Source organism: Sorangiineae bacterium MSr12523, assembly GCA_037157775.1.
Taxonomy (GTDB): domain Bacteria; phylum Myxococcota_A; class Polyangia; order Polyangiales; family Polyangiaceae; genus Pendulispora; species Pendulispora brunnea.
On sequence record CP089982.1, the window covers coordinates 7,161,872 to 7,177,506 of the forward strand.

At 63.5% G+C, this 15,635-nt stretch carries 14 protein-coding genes; 8 read left to right on the plus strand and 6 right to left on the minus strand.

The features are described from left to right. Positions 1–5 precede the first annotated feature (5 nt). Together LZC95_27825 and LZC95_27830 are read right to left on the minus strand one after the other, a co-directional pair. The gene (locus tag LZC95_27825) at positions 6–755 is read right to left on the minus strand and encodes an SDR family oxidoreductase (protein WXA90259.1); all 750 of its coding nucleotides are present in this window, start codon (positions 753–755) and stop codon (positions 6–8) included. Positions 756–865: 110 nt separating this feature from the next. Next, a complete protein-coding gene (locus LZC95_27830; GenBank protein ID WXB00232.1) occupies positions 866–1,780 on the minus strand; it encodes a sigma-70 family RNA polymerase sigma factor in 915 nt (304 codons plus the stop codon). Positions 1,781–1,935: 155 nt separating this feature from the next. Between LZC95_27830 and LZC95_27835 the strand changes: the two genes are divergently transcribed. Further along, the gene (locus tag LZC95_27835; GenBank protein WXA90260.1) at positions 1,936–4,218 is read left to right on the plus strand and encodes a hypothetical protein; all 2,283 of its coding nucleotides are present in this window, start codon (positions 1,936–1,938) and stop codon (positions 4,216–4,218) included. A gap of 31 nt (positions 4,219–4,249) precedes the next feature. On the opposite strand, the gene LZC95_27840 is transcribed toward LZC95_27835, so the two are convergent. Then, positions 4,250–5,167 carry a LysR family transcriptional regulator gene (locus LZC95_27840; GenBank protein ID WXA90261.1) on the minus strand — a complete coding sequence of 306 codons (918 nt, stop codon included), beginning with the start codon at positions 5,165–5,167 and terminating at the stop codon, positions 4,250–4,252. Between the two features lie 63 nt (positions 5,168–5,230). On the opposite strand from LZC95_27840, the gene LZC95_27845 reads away from it, so the two are divergent. Both LZC95_27845 and LZC95_27850 read left to right on the plus strand, forming a co-directional pair. Then, the gene (locus LZC95_27845) at positions 5,231–5,848 is read left to right on the plus strand and encodes a glutathione S-transferase family protein (protein ID WXA90262.1); all 618 of its coding nucleotides are present in this window, start codon (positions 5,231–5,233) and stop codon (positions 5,846–5,848) included. A 69-nt stretch (positions 5,849–5,917) separates the two neighbouring features. Then, positions 5,918–6,730, plus strand: coding sequence for a hypothetical protein (locus LZC95_27850; GenBank protein WXA90263.1), 813 nt, complete (start codon positions 5,918–5,920; stop codon positions 6,728–6,730). Positions 6,731–6,733: 3 nt separating this feature from the next. Here the strand turns inward: LZC95_27850 and LZC95_27855 are convergent, their stop codons facing one another. Next, entirely contained in the window at positions 6,734–7,198 is a 465-nt protein-coding gene (locus LZC95_27855; GenBank protein WXA90264.1) for an L-2-amino-thiazoline-4-carboxylic acid hydrolase, read from the minus strand. Positions 7,199–7,275: 77 nt separating this feature from the next. Between LZC95_27855 and LZC95_27860 the strand changes: the two genes are divergently transcribed. From LZC95_27860 to LZC95_27875, 4 genes are all read left to right on the plus strand, one after another. After that, positions 7,276–8,685: an amidase gene (locus LZC95_27860; protein ID WXA90265.1), complete on the plus strand. Its 1,410-nt coding sequence runs from the start codon at positions 7,276–7,278 to the stop codon at positions 8,683–8,685. Further along, positions 8,685–9,299: a TetR/AcrR family transcriptional regulator gene (locus LZC95_27865; protein WXA90266.1), complete on the plus strand. Its 615-nt coding sequence runs from the start codon at positions 8,685–8,687 to the stop codon at positions 9,297–9,299. The genes LZC95_27860 and LZC95_27865 overlap by 1 nt, the downstream gene beginning before the upstream one ends. A 220-nt stretch (positions 9,300–9,519) precedes the next feature. Further along, positions 9,520–11,019: a hypothetical protein gene (locus LZC95_27870; protein ID WXA90267.1), complete on the plus strand. Its 1,500-nt coding sequence runs from the start codon at positions 9,520–9,522 to the stop codon at positions 11,017–11,019. A gap of 139 nt (positions 11,020–11,158) precedes the next feature. Next, positions 11,159–11,770, plus strand: coding sequence for a hypothetical protein (locus LZC95_27875; GenBank protein WXA90268.1), 612 nt, complete (start codon positions 11,159–11,161; stop codon positions 11,768–11,770). An 8-nt stretch (positions 11,771–11,778) separates the two neighbouring features. Here LZC95_27875 and LZC95_27880 read toward each other — a convergent pair whose 3' ends face one another. Then, positions 11,779–12,606 carry a membrane bound O-acyl transferase family-domain-containing protein gene (locus LZC95_27880; GenBank protein ID WXA90269.1) on the minus strand — a complete coding sequence of 276 codons (828 nt, stop codon included), beginning with the start codon at positions 12,604–12,606 and terminating at the stop codon, positions 11,779–11,781. A gap of 95 nt (positions 12,607–12,701) precedes the next feature. On the opposite strand from LZC95_27880, the gene LZC95_27885 reads away from it, so the two are divergent. Beyond that, positions 12,702–12,878 (plus strand): hypothetical protein, encoded by a 177-nt coding sequence (locus tag LZC95_27885; protein ID WXA90270.1) that lies wholly within the window; start codon positions 12,702–12,704, stop codon positions 12,876–12,878. Here LZC95_27885 and LZC95_27890 read toward each other — a convergent pair. Beyond that, a complete protein-coding gene (locus LZC95_27890) occupies positions 12,835–15,447 on the minus strand; it encodes a hypothetical protein (GenBank protein WXA90271.1) in 2,613 nt (870 codons plus the stop codon). The two genes, LZC95_27885 and LZC95_27890, sit on opposite strands and share 44 nt — an antisense overlap. Between the last annotated feature and the right edge of the window lie 188 nt (positions 15,448–15,635).

The window sequence follows — 15,635 nt, forward strand, 5'->3', positions numbered from 1 at the left end:
TGGTGCTAAACAGCCGATTTTTCGAGCCAGTCCGCGAAGCGGGTCGCTCCAATGTGGGCCGTGCCTCCGGGCAGGAGGGAGCGCTCGTGGAGGAGGGTACCGAAGTACTGCGCGTTCGGGTCCCCGAGCACCAAGCGGGGATCCTTGCGCGCGCTCAAGCCCTGTCGAACGAGTTCGTCGAGTTGGAAGGTCTCGGGACCTGCAATCTCGATGATTCCGTTCACGGGCTTGGTGAGCGAGGCTTCGGCGAGCGCGTAAGCGACATTGTCTGCCGCGAGGGGCTGAATGAGGGCCGTCGGCAGACGAACCGTACCGTTTTCGGTCGCGGAGTCGGCGATGCCCTTCACGAATTCGAAGAATTGGGTGGCGCGGACGATCGTGTACGGGATCGAGCCGGCCTTGATGAGCAGTTCCTGGGCGACCTTCGCGCGGAGATAGCCGCTGTCCGGCATGCGCTCACAGCCAACGACCGACAAGGCCACGTAGTGCTTCACGCCCAGCGCCGCAGCTGCGGTCAGCAGGTTCTTGGTCGACTTCGTGAAGAACTCCAGAACGGCCGCATCCTCGAAGGACGGCGAATTGGAAACGTCGACGAGAACCGACGCATCCGTGAGAGCTTCGCGCAGCCCATCGCCGGTGAGCGTGTTGACCCCCGTATTCGGTGACGCTGCAAGAGCCTGGTGACCGGCCGCGGTGAGCTTGCTTACCAGCTTCGACCCGATGAGCCCCGTACCGCCAATGACTACGATTTTCATGGAAACGACCTTCCGTGGTTCGCGTGGCGTTGGCCGCCACCCGGTTGCAGCAAGGACCGGGCAGCCCACCGTTTCGTGACAGGTCGTTCGAAGAAATTTTCAAGCCGAGGTCAGCGTTGAGCCGACCCCAAGCACGATGCGACATCGTCGAGCTTCGCCGGGTTCATCACCCACAGCAGACGTTCAATCCCCTGCTCCGACGCATCGAGGGTCACCAGGCCAAAGGCCTTGCCGTCGCGTGAAATCAGAATCGATGCGCGAGCGTTGGCCTCCACCCAGGTGAACTCGACACCGCCCCAGAATTTCTCCGGGAAGGACGCGACGAACTTCGCGACGGTTGCCCTCCCCACCACGGGAACGCGAGCGACACCGCGGATGCCGCCGCCATCCGAGTAGTTCGCGATATCGGCGACGAAGAGCGATTCCAAAGCCGTTCGATCGCCCGCCTGCGCCGCCTTCAGGAACGTGCCCAGGAGCCGTCGTTGCTCGGCCGGGCTCACGGGCGTACGCCGCTCGGAAGCCAGGTGCGTTCGGGCGCGGGTCACCAGCTGGCGCGCGTTGGCTTCGTTGATCTCGAGAATAGCGGCAATCTGCGAATACGCGTAATCGAACGCCTCGCGCAGCACGTACGCGGCGCGCTCCGTGGCGGAAAGCTTCTCCAGGAGAAACAACACCGCAATCTCCAAAGCTTCTCCGCGCACCGCCCCGAGCTCGGGATCCGCGTGCGTATCCACGGGCTCGGGAAGCCACGGGCCAATATAGGTCTCGCGACGCGCGCGCGCCGACTGCACGGCATTGATGGCCAGTCGCACCGCCGTGGTCACGAGAAATGCGGCGGGGTCCAACACCTGGCTGCGCTCGTCGTACGTTTGCCACCGCAGCCAGACTTCCTGCACGACGTCCTCGGCTTCTGCCTTGCTGCCCAGCATGCGGTAGGCCAGCCCGAACAAGCGACGGCGGACCCCTGCAAAAATGGAAGCTGCCTCATCGAGATTGGCCGCCGTGCCGTCGGGATCCGCGTGCATGTCATCCACGCTAGCACCCCGGCGAAGGCTTGGAAGAAAACGGCGCGGGACGCTCGTGCTCGGCGGCGAAGTTTCTTTTATTTTCGTTTTCTTTCGTTTCCCGTGCGCCTCCCCACTCCGACTCGCGTCTACGGAACGGAGGGCAAAGCAAAGTTATGAAATGGTCGAAACTCGCTTTTCGAAAAACGATGTTGCGCGCGGGTGCGCGGTCGACGGCTTGTCTTGCGGCGGCTTCGTTCGTGGGCGCACTGGGTTGCAGCTCCGACGTGAGCCCCGACGGAGGTCGAAACGACACGCGCCCGCCGCCGTCCGAGGAAAAATTCCCACTGGGGCTCTCCGAGAGGAGCCTTGCGGCCACGGGCACCATCCCCGATCCCACCCAACCGGGGCCGAACGCCGTGACGAGCGCGGAATACCGATTTGCCGCGACCGAGGATCCCGACGTGCTTCGGGACGTGAAAACGGAGCTATGGGCACGCGTTTATCGCCCCACGGATCTTGGGAATACACCGCACCCGCTCATCGTGTTTCTCCACGGCAACCATTACACGTGCGGAACGGGGCAGAATCCGCGCATCGACGACGTCAGCGACTACACCGATTCCGGCACGTGCCCGAGCGGCTACGTCGTAACACCGAATCATCTTGGCTACGGATACCTTGCCGAGCGGCTCGCCTCGTTGGGATACGTCGTCGTCTCCATCAATGCCAACCGCGGTATCACGGCAGGTCAGGGCGTTTTCGGCGATGAAGGACTCAATCTCGCGCGCGGCCGGCTCGTCTTGAAGCATTTGCAGCGTCTCGGTGAGTGGAATGCGAACGGCGGGACGCCGGCGTCGCTCGGTGTGGAGCTGAAGAACAAACTCGATTTGTCGCAGGTCGGCCTCGTCGGGCATTCGCGCGGCGGTGAAGGCGTGCGCGCCGCGTACAATCTTTATCGCGATCCCGGCAGCAAGTGGCCTGCGAGGATTGGGCACCCGGTCGGCATTCGAGGCATCTTCGAGATCGCTCCCGTCGATGGCCAGACGCACAGTCGCACGCTCGATGCCGATGGGACCGCGTGGGCCGTGCTGCTCCCCATGTGCGACGGCGATGTATACGGTCTCAGTGGGATCAAGCCGTTCGACCGCATGCTGCAAGCGCAGTCGGAATCGTCCGCCACGATGAAGGCCGTTTTCACGGTGTGGGGAGCCAATCACAATTTCTACAATACGGAATGGCAAACGAGCGACTCGACCGGCTGCGTGGGCCATAGGGCCCTATTCCCGCAGGCAAATGGCTCGGCCGCGCAACGCACGACGGGACTGGCCAGCATCATGGCCTTCTTCCGCGCGCACGTCGGCGCGCAGACCCTTCCGATTTACGATCGGGTCTTCAATCCGCTTTACGCGCTTCCGGACGTCGTATCCAACGTCACGCGCGTAGACCGGGGTTACACGGATTCGCCACACGCCTCGGTCACCCGCGTACGGGAGGACTTCGACCAAGCCGAGGGAACCAGCTCCGCAGGCTTTTCCAACGATGCCGTGGGGATCACCCTTCGTCACGACGTCGTTCCGGATCACGACGAGTCGCTTCGGGCGGGGCTCATTTCCTGGACGGAGGCTTCCGACAATGCCTATTTTCAGACGAATTGGGCGGAGGACGGCCAAGGAGACGACTTGAGCGCGTACAAGACGCTCGATTTTCGGGTCGCACGTCAGCGAAGCACGCTCAATCCAGCCGGCCAGACCGACTTTGGCATTCGCCTCGTGCTCGCCGACGGAACGGTCTCCAACGCCGTGTCCCTCGCGAACTACGTCGATCTCACCGGGCCGGTGGGCGGGATTTATCGGAATCGACCGAACTACCACTCGATCCTGCAATCCGTGCGCATTCCGCTGGGTGACTTCGGTGGCGTCGACCTCACCAAGGTGCGAGGCGCGCGGTTCGTCTTCAACGCGACCTCGAAGGGCGCCATCTACCTGGCGAACGTGCGATTGTCCACCATCGGGGTGGCGCGCTCCTCGCTTCCGGCCATCGCGCGCATCGAAAACGATGCTTGGGCATCGCGAAGCCGTTCGGCGCGCGACGTGTCCGAGGACGCGGCAAACGCGGTCGCCCCCGCTCATTTTACACGAGGCAATGCCATTACCCGTGTTCGGGACGTGGTCGCGACGAACGTGGACGATAGCCATGAAGCCGCTGTCGAAATCGAGCTGCGGAGCGATGAGAAATTCTTGATCGGTGATGCGCTTCCCATTCTGCAGATCGGAGAGCGCGCCTTCGATCTGGGGTACCAGCCAAACGGCGATACGCACCGCATCGTCTTCGTCGTCCGCCGTGCCGACTTCGCCCAGTTGTCCGACGGCGTCGACGTGAGCGTCCACCTCGGCGCCCCCGACAGCGGCGCTCACTGGAGCTTCGGTCACTTCGACAAACGCGCACTGCGCCGCTGAGCGGATTGGGGGGGCGGATGCGCGGGAGCATTCACCATTCGCTGGCAGCGCATGCGTCCATGATGAGGCTACGCAGCCAGCGATGTCCGTCCTGCTGGTGCGTGCGCGGATGCCAGACCATCGAAATGGCCACGTCGGCGACATCGAGCGGTGCGCGGAACACGTCGAGCGGCAGAAGCTCCGCGAGGGCATGGGCAATGCCATGCGGCAGCGTCGCGATGGCGTCCGAGCGGGCAACGATTTTCGCCGCGACGAGGAAGTCCGGTGTTCGAACCAGCACGCGCTGCCCGAGGCCGCGATCGGTGAGGGCCGTATCGGCGATGCCGCCCGGCCACGCATCGGGTGAGACCACCACGTGAGCCAATTCACCGAATGCGCGCAGGGTCAGTCGCCGGCGCGTCTTTGGGTGGCCGCGCCGCGCAATGCAGGCAAAGCCATCGTGGCGCAAAAGATACGAGTGGAGGTGGGTGGGAATTTTCGACCAAATGCCCACGAACAGGTCGACCCGTCCGGTGCGAAGCTCTTCCTCCGTGTCGCTCGTTGCACGCGTCACCAGCAGTTCGACGTTTGGCGCGATGTTCGCCACGCGGGGCGCGAGGTCCGGCAAAAGCGAAAGCTCGAAGTCGGCGGTGCTCTCGATGCGAAATCGATGGCTGCTCGTCGCCGGGTCGAACGACTGCGTCTGTGCGAGCACCTGGCGGGCATCCATCAGAAGACGGTGCACGGGCGCGGCCAAATCCAGGGCTCGCGCGGTGGGTTCCATTCCGTGGCCGGTCCGCACGAGAACCGGATCCTCGAGGAGATCGCGCAGCCGAGCGAGCGCGTTGCTCATCGCCGGTTGGCTGAGCCCCATCCGCTGCGCGGCACGCGTGACGCTTCGCTCGGACAAAAGTGCGTCCAGGGCCACGAGCAGGTTCAGGTCGACGCCGGCGAGGCTAACATTGGCCATGTGAATAACGATTATAAGACAAATCCGTTTGATGAATGAAGGGTCGAACCGTAGCTTCCAGGCATGGACTTCTACACGAACCCTCTGTCTCCAAACTGTCGCAAGGTCGACGCCGTGGCCAAGCAGCTGGGCATCGACCTCAATGTCAAATTGATCGACATCCGCAAGGGTGAGAACCGGGAGCCGGCCTATTTGGCGATCAACCCGAACGGAAAGATCCCCACCCTCGTCGACGGGGATCTCACGCTTTGGGAGAGCAACGCCATCCAGTGCTACATCGCCAGCAAGAAAGACAATGATCTCTGGCCGAAGTCGAACCTGCGCTACGACATCATGAAGTGGCAGGCCTGGGAGCTTGCGCACTTCGGCGCCGCCGGGCGCGGGCTCATTTTTCAGCGGATCGTCAAGCAGATCCTCAACATTGGCCCCGCGGACGAGGCGCGCTGTGCCGAAGACGAGGCGAACTTCAAACGATTCGGGGCGGTGCTGGACAATGCACTCAAAGGCAAGCGTTTCGTCTGCGGCGATCAGTTGACCCTCGCGGATTTCTGCCTAGCCTCGACCCTCACCTTCGCCGAACACGCAAAGTTCCCGGTGGCCGATTTCGCCAACATCCGCCGCTGGGTCGCCTCCCTCGACGAGCAACCCGGCTGGCGCGCAAGCAAGCCCCCGCCGATGTGAAGGACGACTGGCTCGTTTTTTGACCATCGCAAGCAGGGCGGCCGATACTTGCCATGCGAGGAGCCCACGTTGTCCGTATCGGTCAAGCCTGCGTATCTTTTGCTCCCCGCTCCAGCGGTGGCACTCGGTGTGGTCGTGGCCATGCGGCACGGAGCTTCGCCCATGGCGTTTGCGCCCAATGTTCTCGCGATGGTGCTTGGTGCCATCGCGAGCGTTGCCTTCGCGGGGCAGACGGCGCAACGGCAGCAACGGATCCTCGGGTGGGCCGCCGTTGCAGCGTGCGCCCTCGTGGGGTTGACGCTCGCTTCGAGCGGCCTCGAAGGGGTGCATCGCTGGATCCGCCTCGGCCCCGTGTGGCTGAACGCGTCGATGGCCTTCTCACCGTGGGTCCTCGGCGCTGCACTTGCGCGGTCGCGGGCTTGGGCTTCGGCGATGCTGTTGGCGCTTTTGGGCCTGCATGCCGTGCAACCCGACGCAGGGCAAGCGACCGCGCTGGGCGCAGCCATCGTGGCGATCACGCTGAGGCGTTCTCCTTTGTCGGTGCTCGCCGTGCTGGCGCTGGTGGCGGGCACTTGGATGCGGGCCGACCCGCTCTCGCCGGTCGATCACGTGGAACGGATCCTCGTGCTCGCCGTATCCGATGGGCCGCTGCTCGCCGGCGCGGCGGTCCTGGCGCTTGGGGTGCTCTTTCTGCCGATGGTGCAGGCGCTCAAGCACGCCAATACCGAATACCGATGGCTCGGCATGGCCTTCGGGCTTTATTTCGCCGGGGAAATCGCCATGACGTTCGTCGGGAATTTCCCCGTTCCCATCATGGGCGCCGGAGCGGGCGCCGTTCTCGGTTGGTATGCCATGCTGATCAACCTCCGTGCGGGCGTGTGAGCGTCACTCCTTCTTTCGCGAGTAGCGAAAGTCGCAGTGGCTGGCGCCCTGCATGATGGTTCGCGTGCGCGACAATTGCACGCCACCGCCGAAGCCTTCGGCCATGGGAAAGTCGGCACTGCACACCAAGAGAAAGCCCAGCTCCGGAACGCCGATTTTCTCGTAAAATTGGGCGTAGCGGCATCCGGTGACATTCACGTCGAATGCATCCGGACCTTGCTGCAGCACCTCGTAATCCAGGGCGTCTCCGGCGGCAAATCCCTCGAAGCTCGCAGCCATGTTCTCACCGAGGTTGGTCCCCGCCTGCGCCCGCCACCATCGCTCGCCAAGCTTGCGATAGTGGGCACCGAGAGCCTTGCGAACGAGGGCATTCGCGCGCTCCTCCCCCAGCTCGGCTTGCAGAGTCTCGACGAGTGGAACCAACACCCGGGCTTGGATCTTGACTTGCTCGATCAGCGGAATGTCCATGGTTAACTCCCGCCCTCAGAATAAATCCGAACGGCGGCGACTTGACGATTTCTGAAACGCGAATAAATGATTCGCGTATGAGCACTGGACACGACGGGGCGCTTCTCGCGCAGCTCGACGCTACGGCCCAGGCGGAGCTGGTGGCACGTGGTGAACTAACGGCTACCGAGCTGCTCGACGCGTGCGAGGCGCGCATCGCGGCGCTCGAGCCGCTCCTGAACGCGATTCCCACGCTGGACATGGGACGCGCCCGCGCGCAGACGCCCGGCGCGGGGCCCTTTCGAGGCGTGCCCTTCCTGGTCAAAGACGTGGTGCCCTACCCCGGTTTGCGCTGGTCGCTGGGTTCGCGGCTCATGGCGCACAACACCGCGCCGTCCTCCACGCCATTTTCGGAGCGTCTCGATGCGGCGGGCCTGGTCACCATTGGCAAGAGCGCCACGTCGGAGTTCGGGCTGCTCGGAAGCACCGAGACCCGTCTCGAGGGCGTGACGCACAATCCCTGGGATCTCTCGCTCTCGGCCGGAGGATCGTCGGGCGGCGCCGTCGCCGCGGTGGCGGCCGGTCTCGTTCCGATGGCACACGCCAGCGATGGCGGCGGTTCGATCCGCGGCCCCGCCTCCATGTGCGGACTCTTTGGCTTCATGCCAACCCGCGGGCGGCCGGTCTCCTCGGGCTACGCCTCGTCCGAATTTACGGACTTCGTCGTGGATCACTGCGTGAGTCGCTCGGTGCGCGACAGTGCGCTTTTTCTCTCGCTCATCGAAGAAAATGCCGTGGGCTTCGTGCGTGAGCCTTCGCGCGGGCGCCTTCGCATCGGGGCATGGACGCGTACCCTTTCGGGTGGCGAGCCCGATCCGGAGGTGCGGCGTGCGCACGATCGCGCGGTGGCACTGCTTGGCGAGCTCGGACATCACGTCGAGGAAGCCACGCCCCCGGCCATCGACGGTGCCGCGATGGGTGACGCGTTTTTTCTCGTGGGCGGCGCCATGGTCGCGGGCATCGTCCAAATGGTGGCGTCGCTGCGCGGTGAGCCGGTGCGGCCCGACGAGCTGGAGCCCTTCGCCTGGTGGACTGCCGAGAACTTCCTTCGGCGCGGCCCCGCGGCATTGGCGGAGGCGCGCACGATCTTCGCGACGGCCGAGCGCACGTACCTCGAAGCCACCGCGCGCTACGACGTCGTGCTCACGCCCACGCTGGCCGTGCTTCCGTGGCGTCTCGGTCATTTCTCGTCGTTCGTGCCCGGCGAGGAACTCATGCGACGCATGCGCGAGGCCATGGGCTACACGCCCATTCACAACGTCGTCGGTTGCCCGGCGATGTCGGTGCCTTTGCATTTCACCGATGGCGGCATTCCCGTCGGCGCACACTTCGCCGCCGCGCGTGGTCAGGATTCGACCTTGCTCGCCCTCGCCTACGAGCTCGAGCAAGCGCGCCCGTGGGCCGCTCGCCATGCGCCCTTCTCGTGTGCGAAACTCCTTGCGACCTGATGCCGCAAGTCCTGAAAATCGAGGTCCGCGCACGCATCCTCGAGGCCGCCCTCGAGATCATGGCCGCACACGGCTACGAGCGCGCCACCATGGGCGCCATCGCCGAGCGCGCGGGCCTGGGTACGGCGAGCCTCTATCGCTACTACGCCTCCAAAGAGGAGCTTTTCGATGCGGTGATCTCGCCCGACTTGGCGCGACGGTTCGAGCAGCTCATGGAGCGCCGCGTGCGCGCACTCGCCCGCAACACGCAGAGTGGTGTTCCCACCGACGACTTGGGCGGCGATATGTTGACGTTCTGGTTGGAGAATCGCCTTGCGGTGGTCATCCTGCTCGACCGCGCCGCGGGAACCCCTTATGCCGGATTCGGCGAGCGCTTCGTCGAACAGCTGACGGCCCATACGCTCACGGAAATCCGCGGCCTGCATCCGGGCGTGAAGATCAGCGCGGGCGCGCGCTTCGTGCTGTCGCGCATTTTCGAGAACACGCGCCGGCTTCTCGCCACCATTCTCGAGCAACACGCGGATCCGGCGGCCATGCGGCACGCCATCGAGGCCTTCTGGAGCTACCACATCGCGGGCTTGCACGGATTCACCTCATGGATTGGTGAGCCCTAAGCCTCTGCAGCAACGACCGAGAAAATTACGCGCGAAGCGGTGTCTAATGTCGTATGGCTGACGCAATGCCACTGCGTGCGGAATCATCACACATCGGGTCCTCGTTGTTCGGCGCGCTGCCAACATCGCGGTCGATGCGGCAATGGTAACCGATATTTACAAGAGCAGTATTCGACTGCTTGTCGACGATATGTGCCGCCTACTCAAGGGAGTTAAACTCATGAAGAAGACTTCTCCGACGCGGAGCATATTGGCAATCATCCTTGGGCTGTCGGTCGCCGCCGGTTGTGCCTCGGGAGCCGACGACGGCAAAACAAGTGGAAATGACACATCGAAGGACGGCTCCTCCGCGCTTTCGATCGTGAATGGACACGTTACGGCTCAAGGCTCGGGCAAGGCCGAGCTAGGATTCGCGGGATCGGCGGCCGTCGATCTGGCGAAGACGGTCACCATCTCCGCGCTGGGGGCCACCGGTCAACTGACCGCGATTGTCGAAACGACGCTCGACGCGACCGGCTTCTTCTCGGCGAAGATTCCCATCGATGCGAAGCTGCTCATCGTGCAGGCCCTCGACGCCTCTGGTCACGTCGTCGGCTCTTCGATTTTGGAAGCTGCCTCGAAAATTGCAGGTCAAGTGACCCTTGCCACGCCGATTTCGACGGAGTCGTCGATTGAAGCGCAGGCACTCATCGACATTGCAAGCTCAATCACCGGCGCGATCTCGGCCAATGGCTCGCTCAATGCCAATATTGCGGCCACGCTTCGCGCGCTCGTCGACGCCAATCTGGCCGGCTCGATCTCTGCGGCCATCTCCGCAGGTGCCGACGTTCAAGCCATCGTGCACGCCGTGGCCAAGGCCACCGTCGTCGCCGCGCACACGCAGGCCCTCGCCATCACCAACGCGGGCGGGAAGCTCGATGCGAGCGCCTTTGCCGACCTCGAAGCAAAAGCCGCGCTGGCACTCAATGGGGTGCTGGACGCCAAAGTTTCCGCGAACGCGGTGGCCAATGCCACGGCGCAGTTCTCCGCCGATCTCGACGCAGCCCTGAAAGCTGCGGCCTCGGGTTCGATTTCCGCCGAGGTGGCTGCGCTGGCCCATGCCGCCGCGAACCTCACGTTCAACTCTTCGCTCGAGGCATCGCTCGCCGGGATACCGCTGACGAAGGGCATTGCCTTCTCGGCACTCAAGTCTGCCGCGACGGTGGAGGCGACCCAGATCACCAATGCGATCGCCGACATCCTGAAGGGAAGCAACGCGCTGGATGCCGCAATCGAGGCCACGACGAAGCTCACGGCATCGATTTCGGCAGCGACCAATGCGGGCGACATCGCCAAAGCGCGCACCGACTTCGCGAGTGCGATCACCGGCAGCCTTTCCGGTGGTGTGGGCTCGCTCCTGGCGCAGCTCACGGGGAACGTTCAGGCGACACTCGACGGGCTTCTGGACACGTCGAGCCTCTTGAACGGGCGGCTCGATGGTGCGCTGAAGGCGGCCCTCGATGCGGTGGCCAAGCTCGATCTGGGCGCCCTGACTTCCGGCAAACTCGATGTGGTTCTGCAGCAAGTGATCGATGCGTTCACGAGCTTCGCCCATGGGTTGGACCTGAAGATTCCGGAGCTGACCGCGCTCGGCGCAACGTTGGATCAGGCCAAAGCCATTACGGATCTCATCACGGTCGTGCAGGGCGCGCTGAAGAGCGCACTCCCGCTCGGTCGCTGATTCGCGTCCATTCGATTGACCCGCGAGGGTACCACGACTGGCGTCCGTGGTGCCCTCGCGGCATTCCATGCGTACAGCAAGATGCGCCACGCCGTGAGACGACGTGCAAAGTTGGAGGCGATGCGGCTAACGTGCGGCCATGTTGCAATGGAAGCAGCTAGGGTTCGTCGCGAGTATTTTGGCAACGGCTGCGGGGGTGGTGGCGGCCGTGGCCTGCAGCTCCGACGACAAGGGCGGTTCGGGCAATATGTGGGATGAGGATTTTCGCCGCTCGTGGTGCATCGACCCCAAATCGGTCGAAGACGGAACACTGCGACCGGACGGCGTTCCGCCTGGAGCAACCTTGGCGCAAATTCAGCGCGCGAAGGACCAAACCTGCGAAGGAACCATGTACTACTTCCGAGAGCGCACCGATGCGGGCGCAGAGCAGTATTGGCAGGCCCTCGCCACCAATTGCCTTCCGCACACCATGCGAGGCAACGACGGTGGATACGTTCACAACAACGGCTTTCCCGCGGACTGCTTCGTCAAGCCAGGAGCGTCGGGCCCGATCGACTCATTTGCCATTACGACCCATTGCGTCTGCTGTGCCGAGGATCAATGCGGACGATATTGCCGCCCGCGCCTATTCCCAAGCAGCGATGACGCAGGCACCTATGGCATCTCGTGCGCAGACTACAGCTACGACTTCAAGGCTGCGACGATTGGAGATCCGGCTACGAGTCCGCATTGCGATTGCCAGGGCTTTTGACGCATTCGTCAGAATCCGATGGATCGAAGTAGCGCTTCGCTGAAGAGCGGCATGGTCAGCGCAAAGATGGCGACGACGTAGGCATGGCCAAGGGCGCGGGGCCAGCTTCGTGCTCCGAGGCGTGGCTCGAGGGCGACCGCGGCTCCGTGCACGAGGAAGAAGGCGCCCATCGCCATCGCCGGTGCGAGGCCTGCACCGATGGCCGTGGGGTAGACGTGAACGAGACCGCTCACCGCGAATGCGAGGAGCGTCCCCGTGCGGCGCAAGCCCACGCGTGCGAGCGGCGCGTGAATGTGTTCGCGGAGCCAGGTGGTCACCGGGAGGTTCCATCGCTGGCCCCAGAATTCCACGAGTGTGCGCGATAGGGCCGGGGCTCGGTACAAAGGCGGGATTTCGAACCCCGCGGCTGCGCCGGCGACGCGAACGAGCCGGTCCATGCTTTCGCCTGCGGCCAATACGGCCAGCGCCGCCATCATGCTGCGTGCGAACTGACGCGTGGAGCCGAATGGAGGCTCGGCCGCGAAAAAGAGATGGGCCGTGACGAAGAGCGCCATGCTCGCGGCCCCGAGGGCGATGCCCGCGACCGCACGCCCCCACGGAAATCCGCGCTCGCGCATCCGAGACACACGCCGTGGGTCGACGATCGGAAGGATGAGAATGGCGATGCGTTGAACCGGTCGAAAGGTCTCGGGCGCACACGCGAGGTCGATGACGCGAAGAAGGCACGCGGCGGCGGCGTACCCCGCAAGCGTTCGCGCGGCCACGGCCTCCGCGGGAATGCACAATGGCGCCGCAAGCATCGCGGTGCCGAGAAAGATGACGGCGAATGCGATCACGAAATGAGATTACGCGCAGCTGCGCTACGGAAACAAATGAATACGCGTCGAACAATGCCCCACCACACGGTCGTTCTGCATGCAGGAAAACGCGGTTGGTCATCATCGAACGCGGCGGCAACACGACGCAGGTGGACATGTTCGGTTTTCCCATGACGGCGCGTCTGCAGCAGACGGCCATCGGCTACGATCAGACCGTGGGCATCACGCGGACGCGCGATCAGGTGATCACTTTGGCCACGCGAGATCGACCCAATCGGACCATGCCTTGACCCTCTGCGAATCGGCACCAAGCTGCGTCGCGGCGATGATTCCGTATTGATTGTACTGATCCGTCGTCGTCTGGGTTACGTCGTTCTTGATATAGTAGCGGCCCTTGTCGTCTTTCAACACGGCCGAGCGCGCCTTGTCCAAGCAGAATCGGAATCCCGCAAGCGGTTCACCGCCCGCATTGTCGCCCAGTGACGTGTTGCTCGGATCGCAGCGGCGCCAATCGGCGGGATTGGTGCCCGCGAACAAGGCATTGTATTGCGAAATCGCGCCGTTGACCACTTTGAGAAACAAGCCGGGCGCCAACTTGTCCAGCGCACGATTCGGATGCTGCTGATTGGCATTGGGGCCCCAATCGAGGAAGTTCGTCGGCACCAGGTGCTTGATCACCTGACCGCGCCCGTAGCGCCCCCGGTTGTTCAGCAGGTTCTCCGGATCCTTGGGATCCGGTTGATTCAAGGGAATCGCGTTGTTCACGTACTGCGCGGACTTGATTCGATCGTGCAACAGCCGGAAATACTGCGCATTGCGCATCTCCGTGTGCGCCGGTGTCGATGAACCGATGGCGTCGGCCAACACTTGATCGAACCGGGTGAGGTACGGCCAGTCGATGGGAAAATTCACCCAATCGCCCTGCCCGCCCGGATTCAGGCTGACCTGCATCGCATACCACTGGTTCGTACGATAGTACGAGGCAACCTTGGTGTCGGCCTCCCAAGCAAAGTACCATTCGCGTTTGCCGTTGGCCGTCTGCTCCTCCTGATAGAGCATGTGCGGTGCGAGGAAAAACGCGCCCGCGGTGTTGAAGGGGGATCCGCGCGACTCACCGCGCCCCTTCCACTTGCCCGAAGCGTCTTTTTCGCCCATGAACCACTGCTGATTGCCTTCCAAGCCGTATCTGTGCTGGAGCTCCCATATCTTCGTGGTCACCCAATGCATGCCGCTCGACATCGCGCGCTCGATGAACGCGGCATCGGTGAAGGCCGCCGGAAAGCTGGCCGTGGTGCTGGACGAGGCCAGCGCCTTCAGGTTCTTGGCACCATATTGCAAGCCATACAGGCCCGAGCCTGCGTAGACATGATTGCCGCGCCCGCCGCCCATGAAGCGGTACATGTCCCAGCCGAAGTTCTTCAATAGCCCCTGGAGCGTCGCGCGCTCGTCGGCGGTCAGGTGGCTCCAGTCGCCGTACTTGCCATTCGGGTTCACGTGCGAGGCGAGCCATGTATCGAGCTTTCGGTAGCTTGCGAGCGGCGACGGGCGCGAACCATCTGCGAATTGGCCGCCCGTCTCGAAGGACCCTTCGGCGCGATTCTCGTTCGGCCACACGTCGACCGGGTGCGTGGTGGGAAGCCACGCATTCCAGTCGGGATACTGGAGCGGCACGGGCATCTCCCGCGCATTCATGGTCGCGGAAGGATTCATGACTCGGTCGACATCGGCCTGCGAGATCGCGCTGGGCGAGCCGTCCAGCGGTTTTCCAAAAATGGCATTCACGGTTGCCGAGGCACTGGAGAGCACGGCATCGAGACCGCCGCCCGCGGCCCACTCGACCACCGGCTTGCCATCCAGCCCCGCCGCCGGCTGGTACGGCGGCGCCCAGGGCGACGCTTGCGGCACGTGAGGAACATCGCGCTGCGAATAACGAATGAACGCGGCGATTTGTTTGCCCTGCTGCTCCGTGAGCCCGTGAAAGCGGCTGCGTTGCACGATGGAGTTGTTCGAATAATTGAAATACTGCAAGTCGCGCGCATTCTCGGCATGACACGATGAACAACTCGCGTGGATCTTCCGATTCACGATGGCCGACTTCGAAAGAATGTCGGCGCCGTACCATAGATTCTTCCCCGCCTCGGCATCGGCGGACGCACCCTTGCCGGCGTCTTTTTCCACCTTTGGATCGGTTTTCTGGATGGTCGTCTTGCCGATGTCGGCCGCCGTGGCATCGCGCATGCGCACGTCGAGAATGCGGAAGCCGTTGGACTCGCCATCGGTTCCATTGAATCGGAACTGAATCCGATTGAACGATGGAAGCCCGACCAACCGTGCCCGCGTCGGCGCGTCCAAGTCGACGGTGATGTGCGTGGTGTAAAAGCCGCCGTTCACCCCGCCGCTGACCCTCTCGGGGTCGGCGAGTTGGACATTCGCATCCGTGATGTCGACCCAGGGAACCGAAGCATCGTTGGCGGCATCGCCACCGCCGATCACGCGAAAGCTCGCTTTGACCTTGGTGGGCGCGGCGGTGGTGGCCTCGAATTCCGGCGCCGCGTAAGAGCCACACCGACTGCACACGAAATAAAGCTTGGCGGCTTTCGCCACATTGGCGGACTCGATACCCAAGTTGGTTTCCGCAATGGCCGGGGCCGAGGGCGAGCCGCTGCCCAGCACCTCGATGGGAAGCACCATCGTGCCGGGCGGCGCGACCGAGAGCTCGGGGTTGGGCGCGCCATTCCCTTGGCTGCCGTCGCCTTCATCGCTGCTTCCAGAGCTGCTGCACGCACTCGCCCAAACACCCAATACGACTGCCAAGGAGAGACACGAGCGCGTCTCCCACTTCGCCGAGAAGGTTCGCATTTAGTGACAATGATAAATATCATCATTGTGAGCAAGAGGCATTGAGCCGTCGCGCGCACTTCCAGTCACCAGGTCAAACTCATCTCCAGCTGGAAATGCGCACCGTTTCATCGAGTTTTTGTGGCGGCTGCGGTATTGCCGCGCGCGTGGCAAGCTTCCCCCGTTAGGGGCGAGTCCCCCCAAATGAC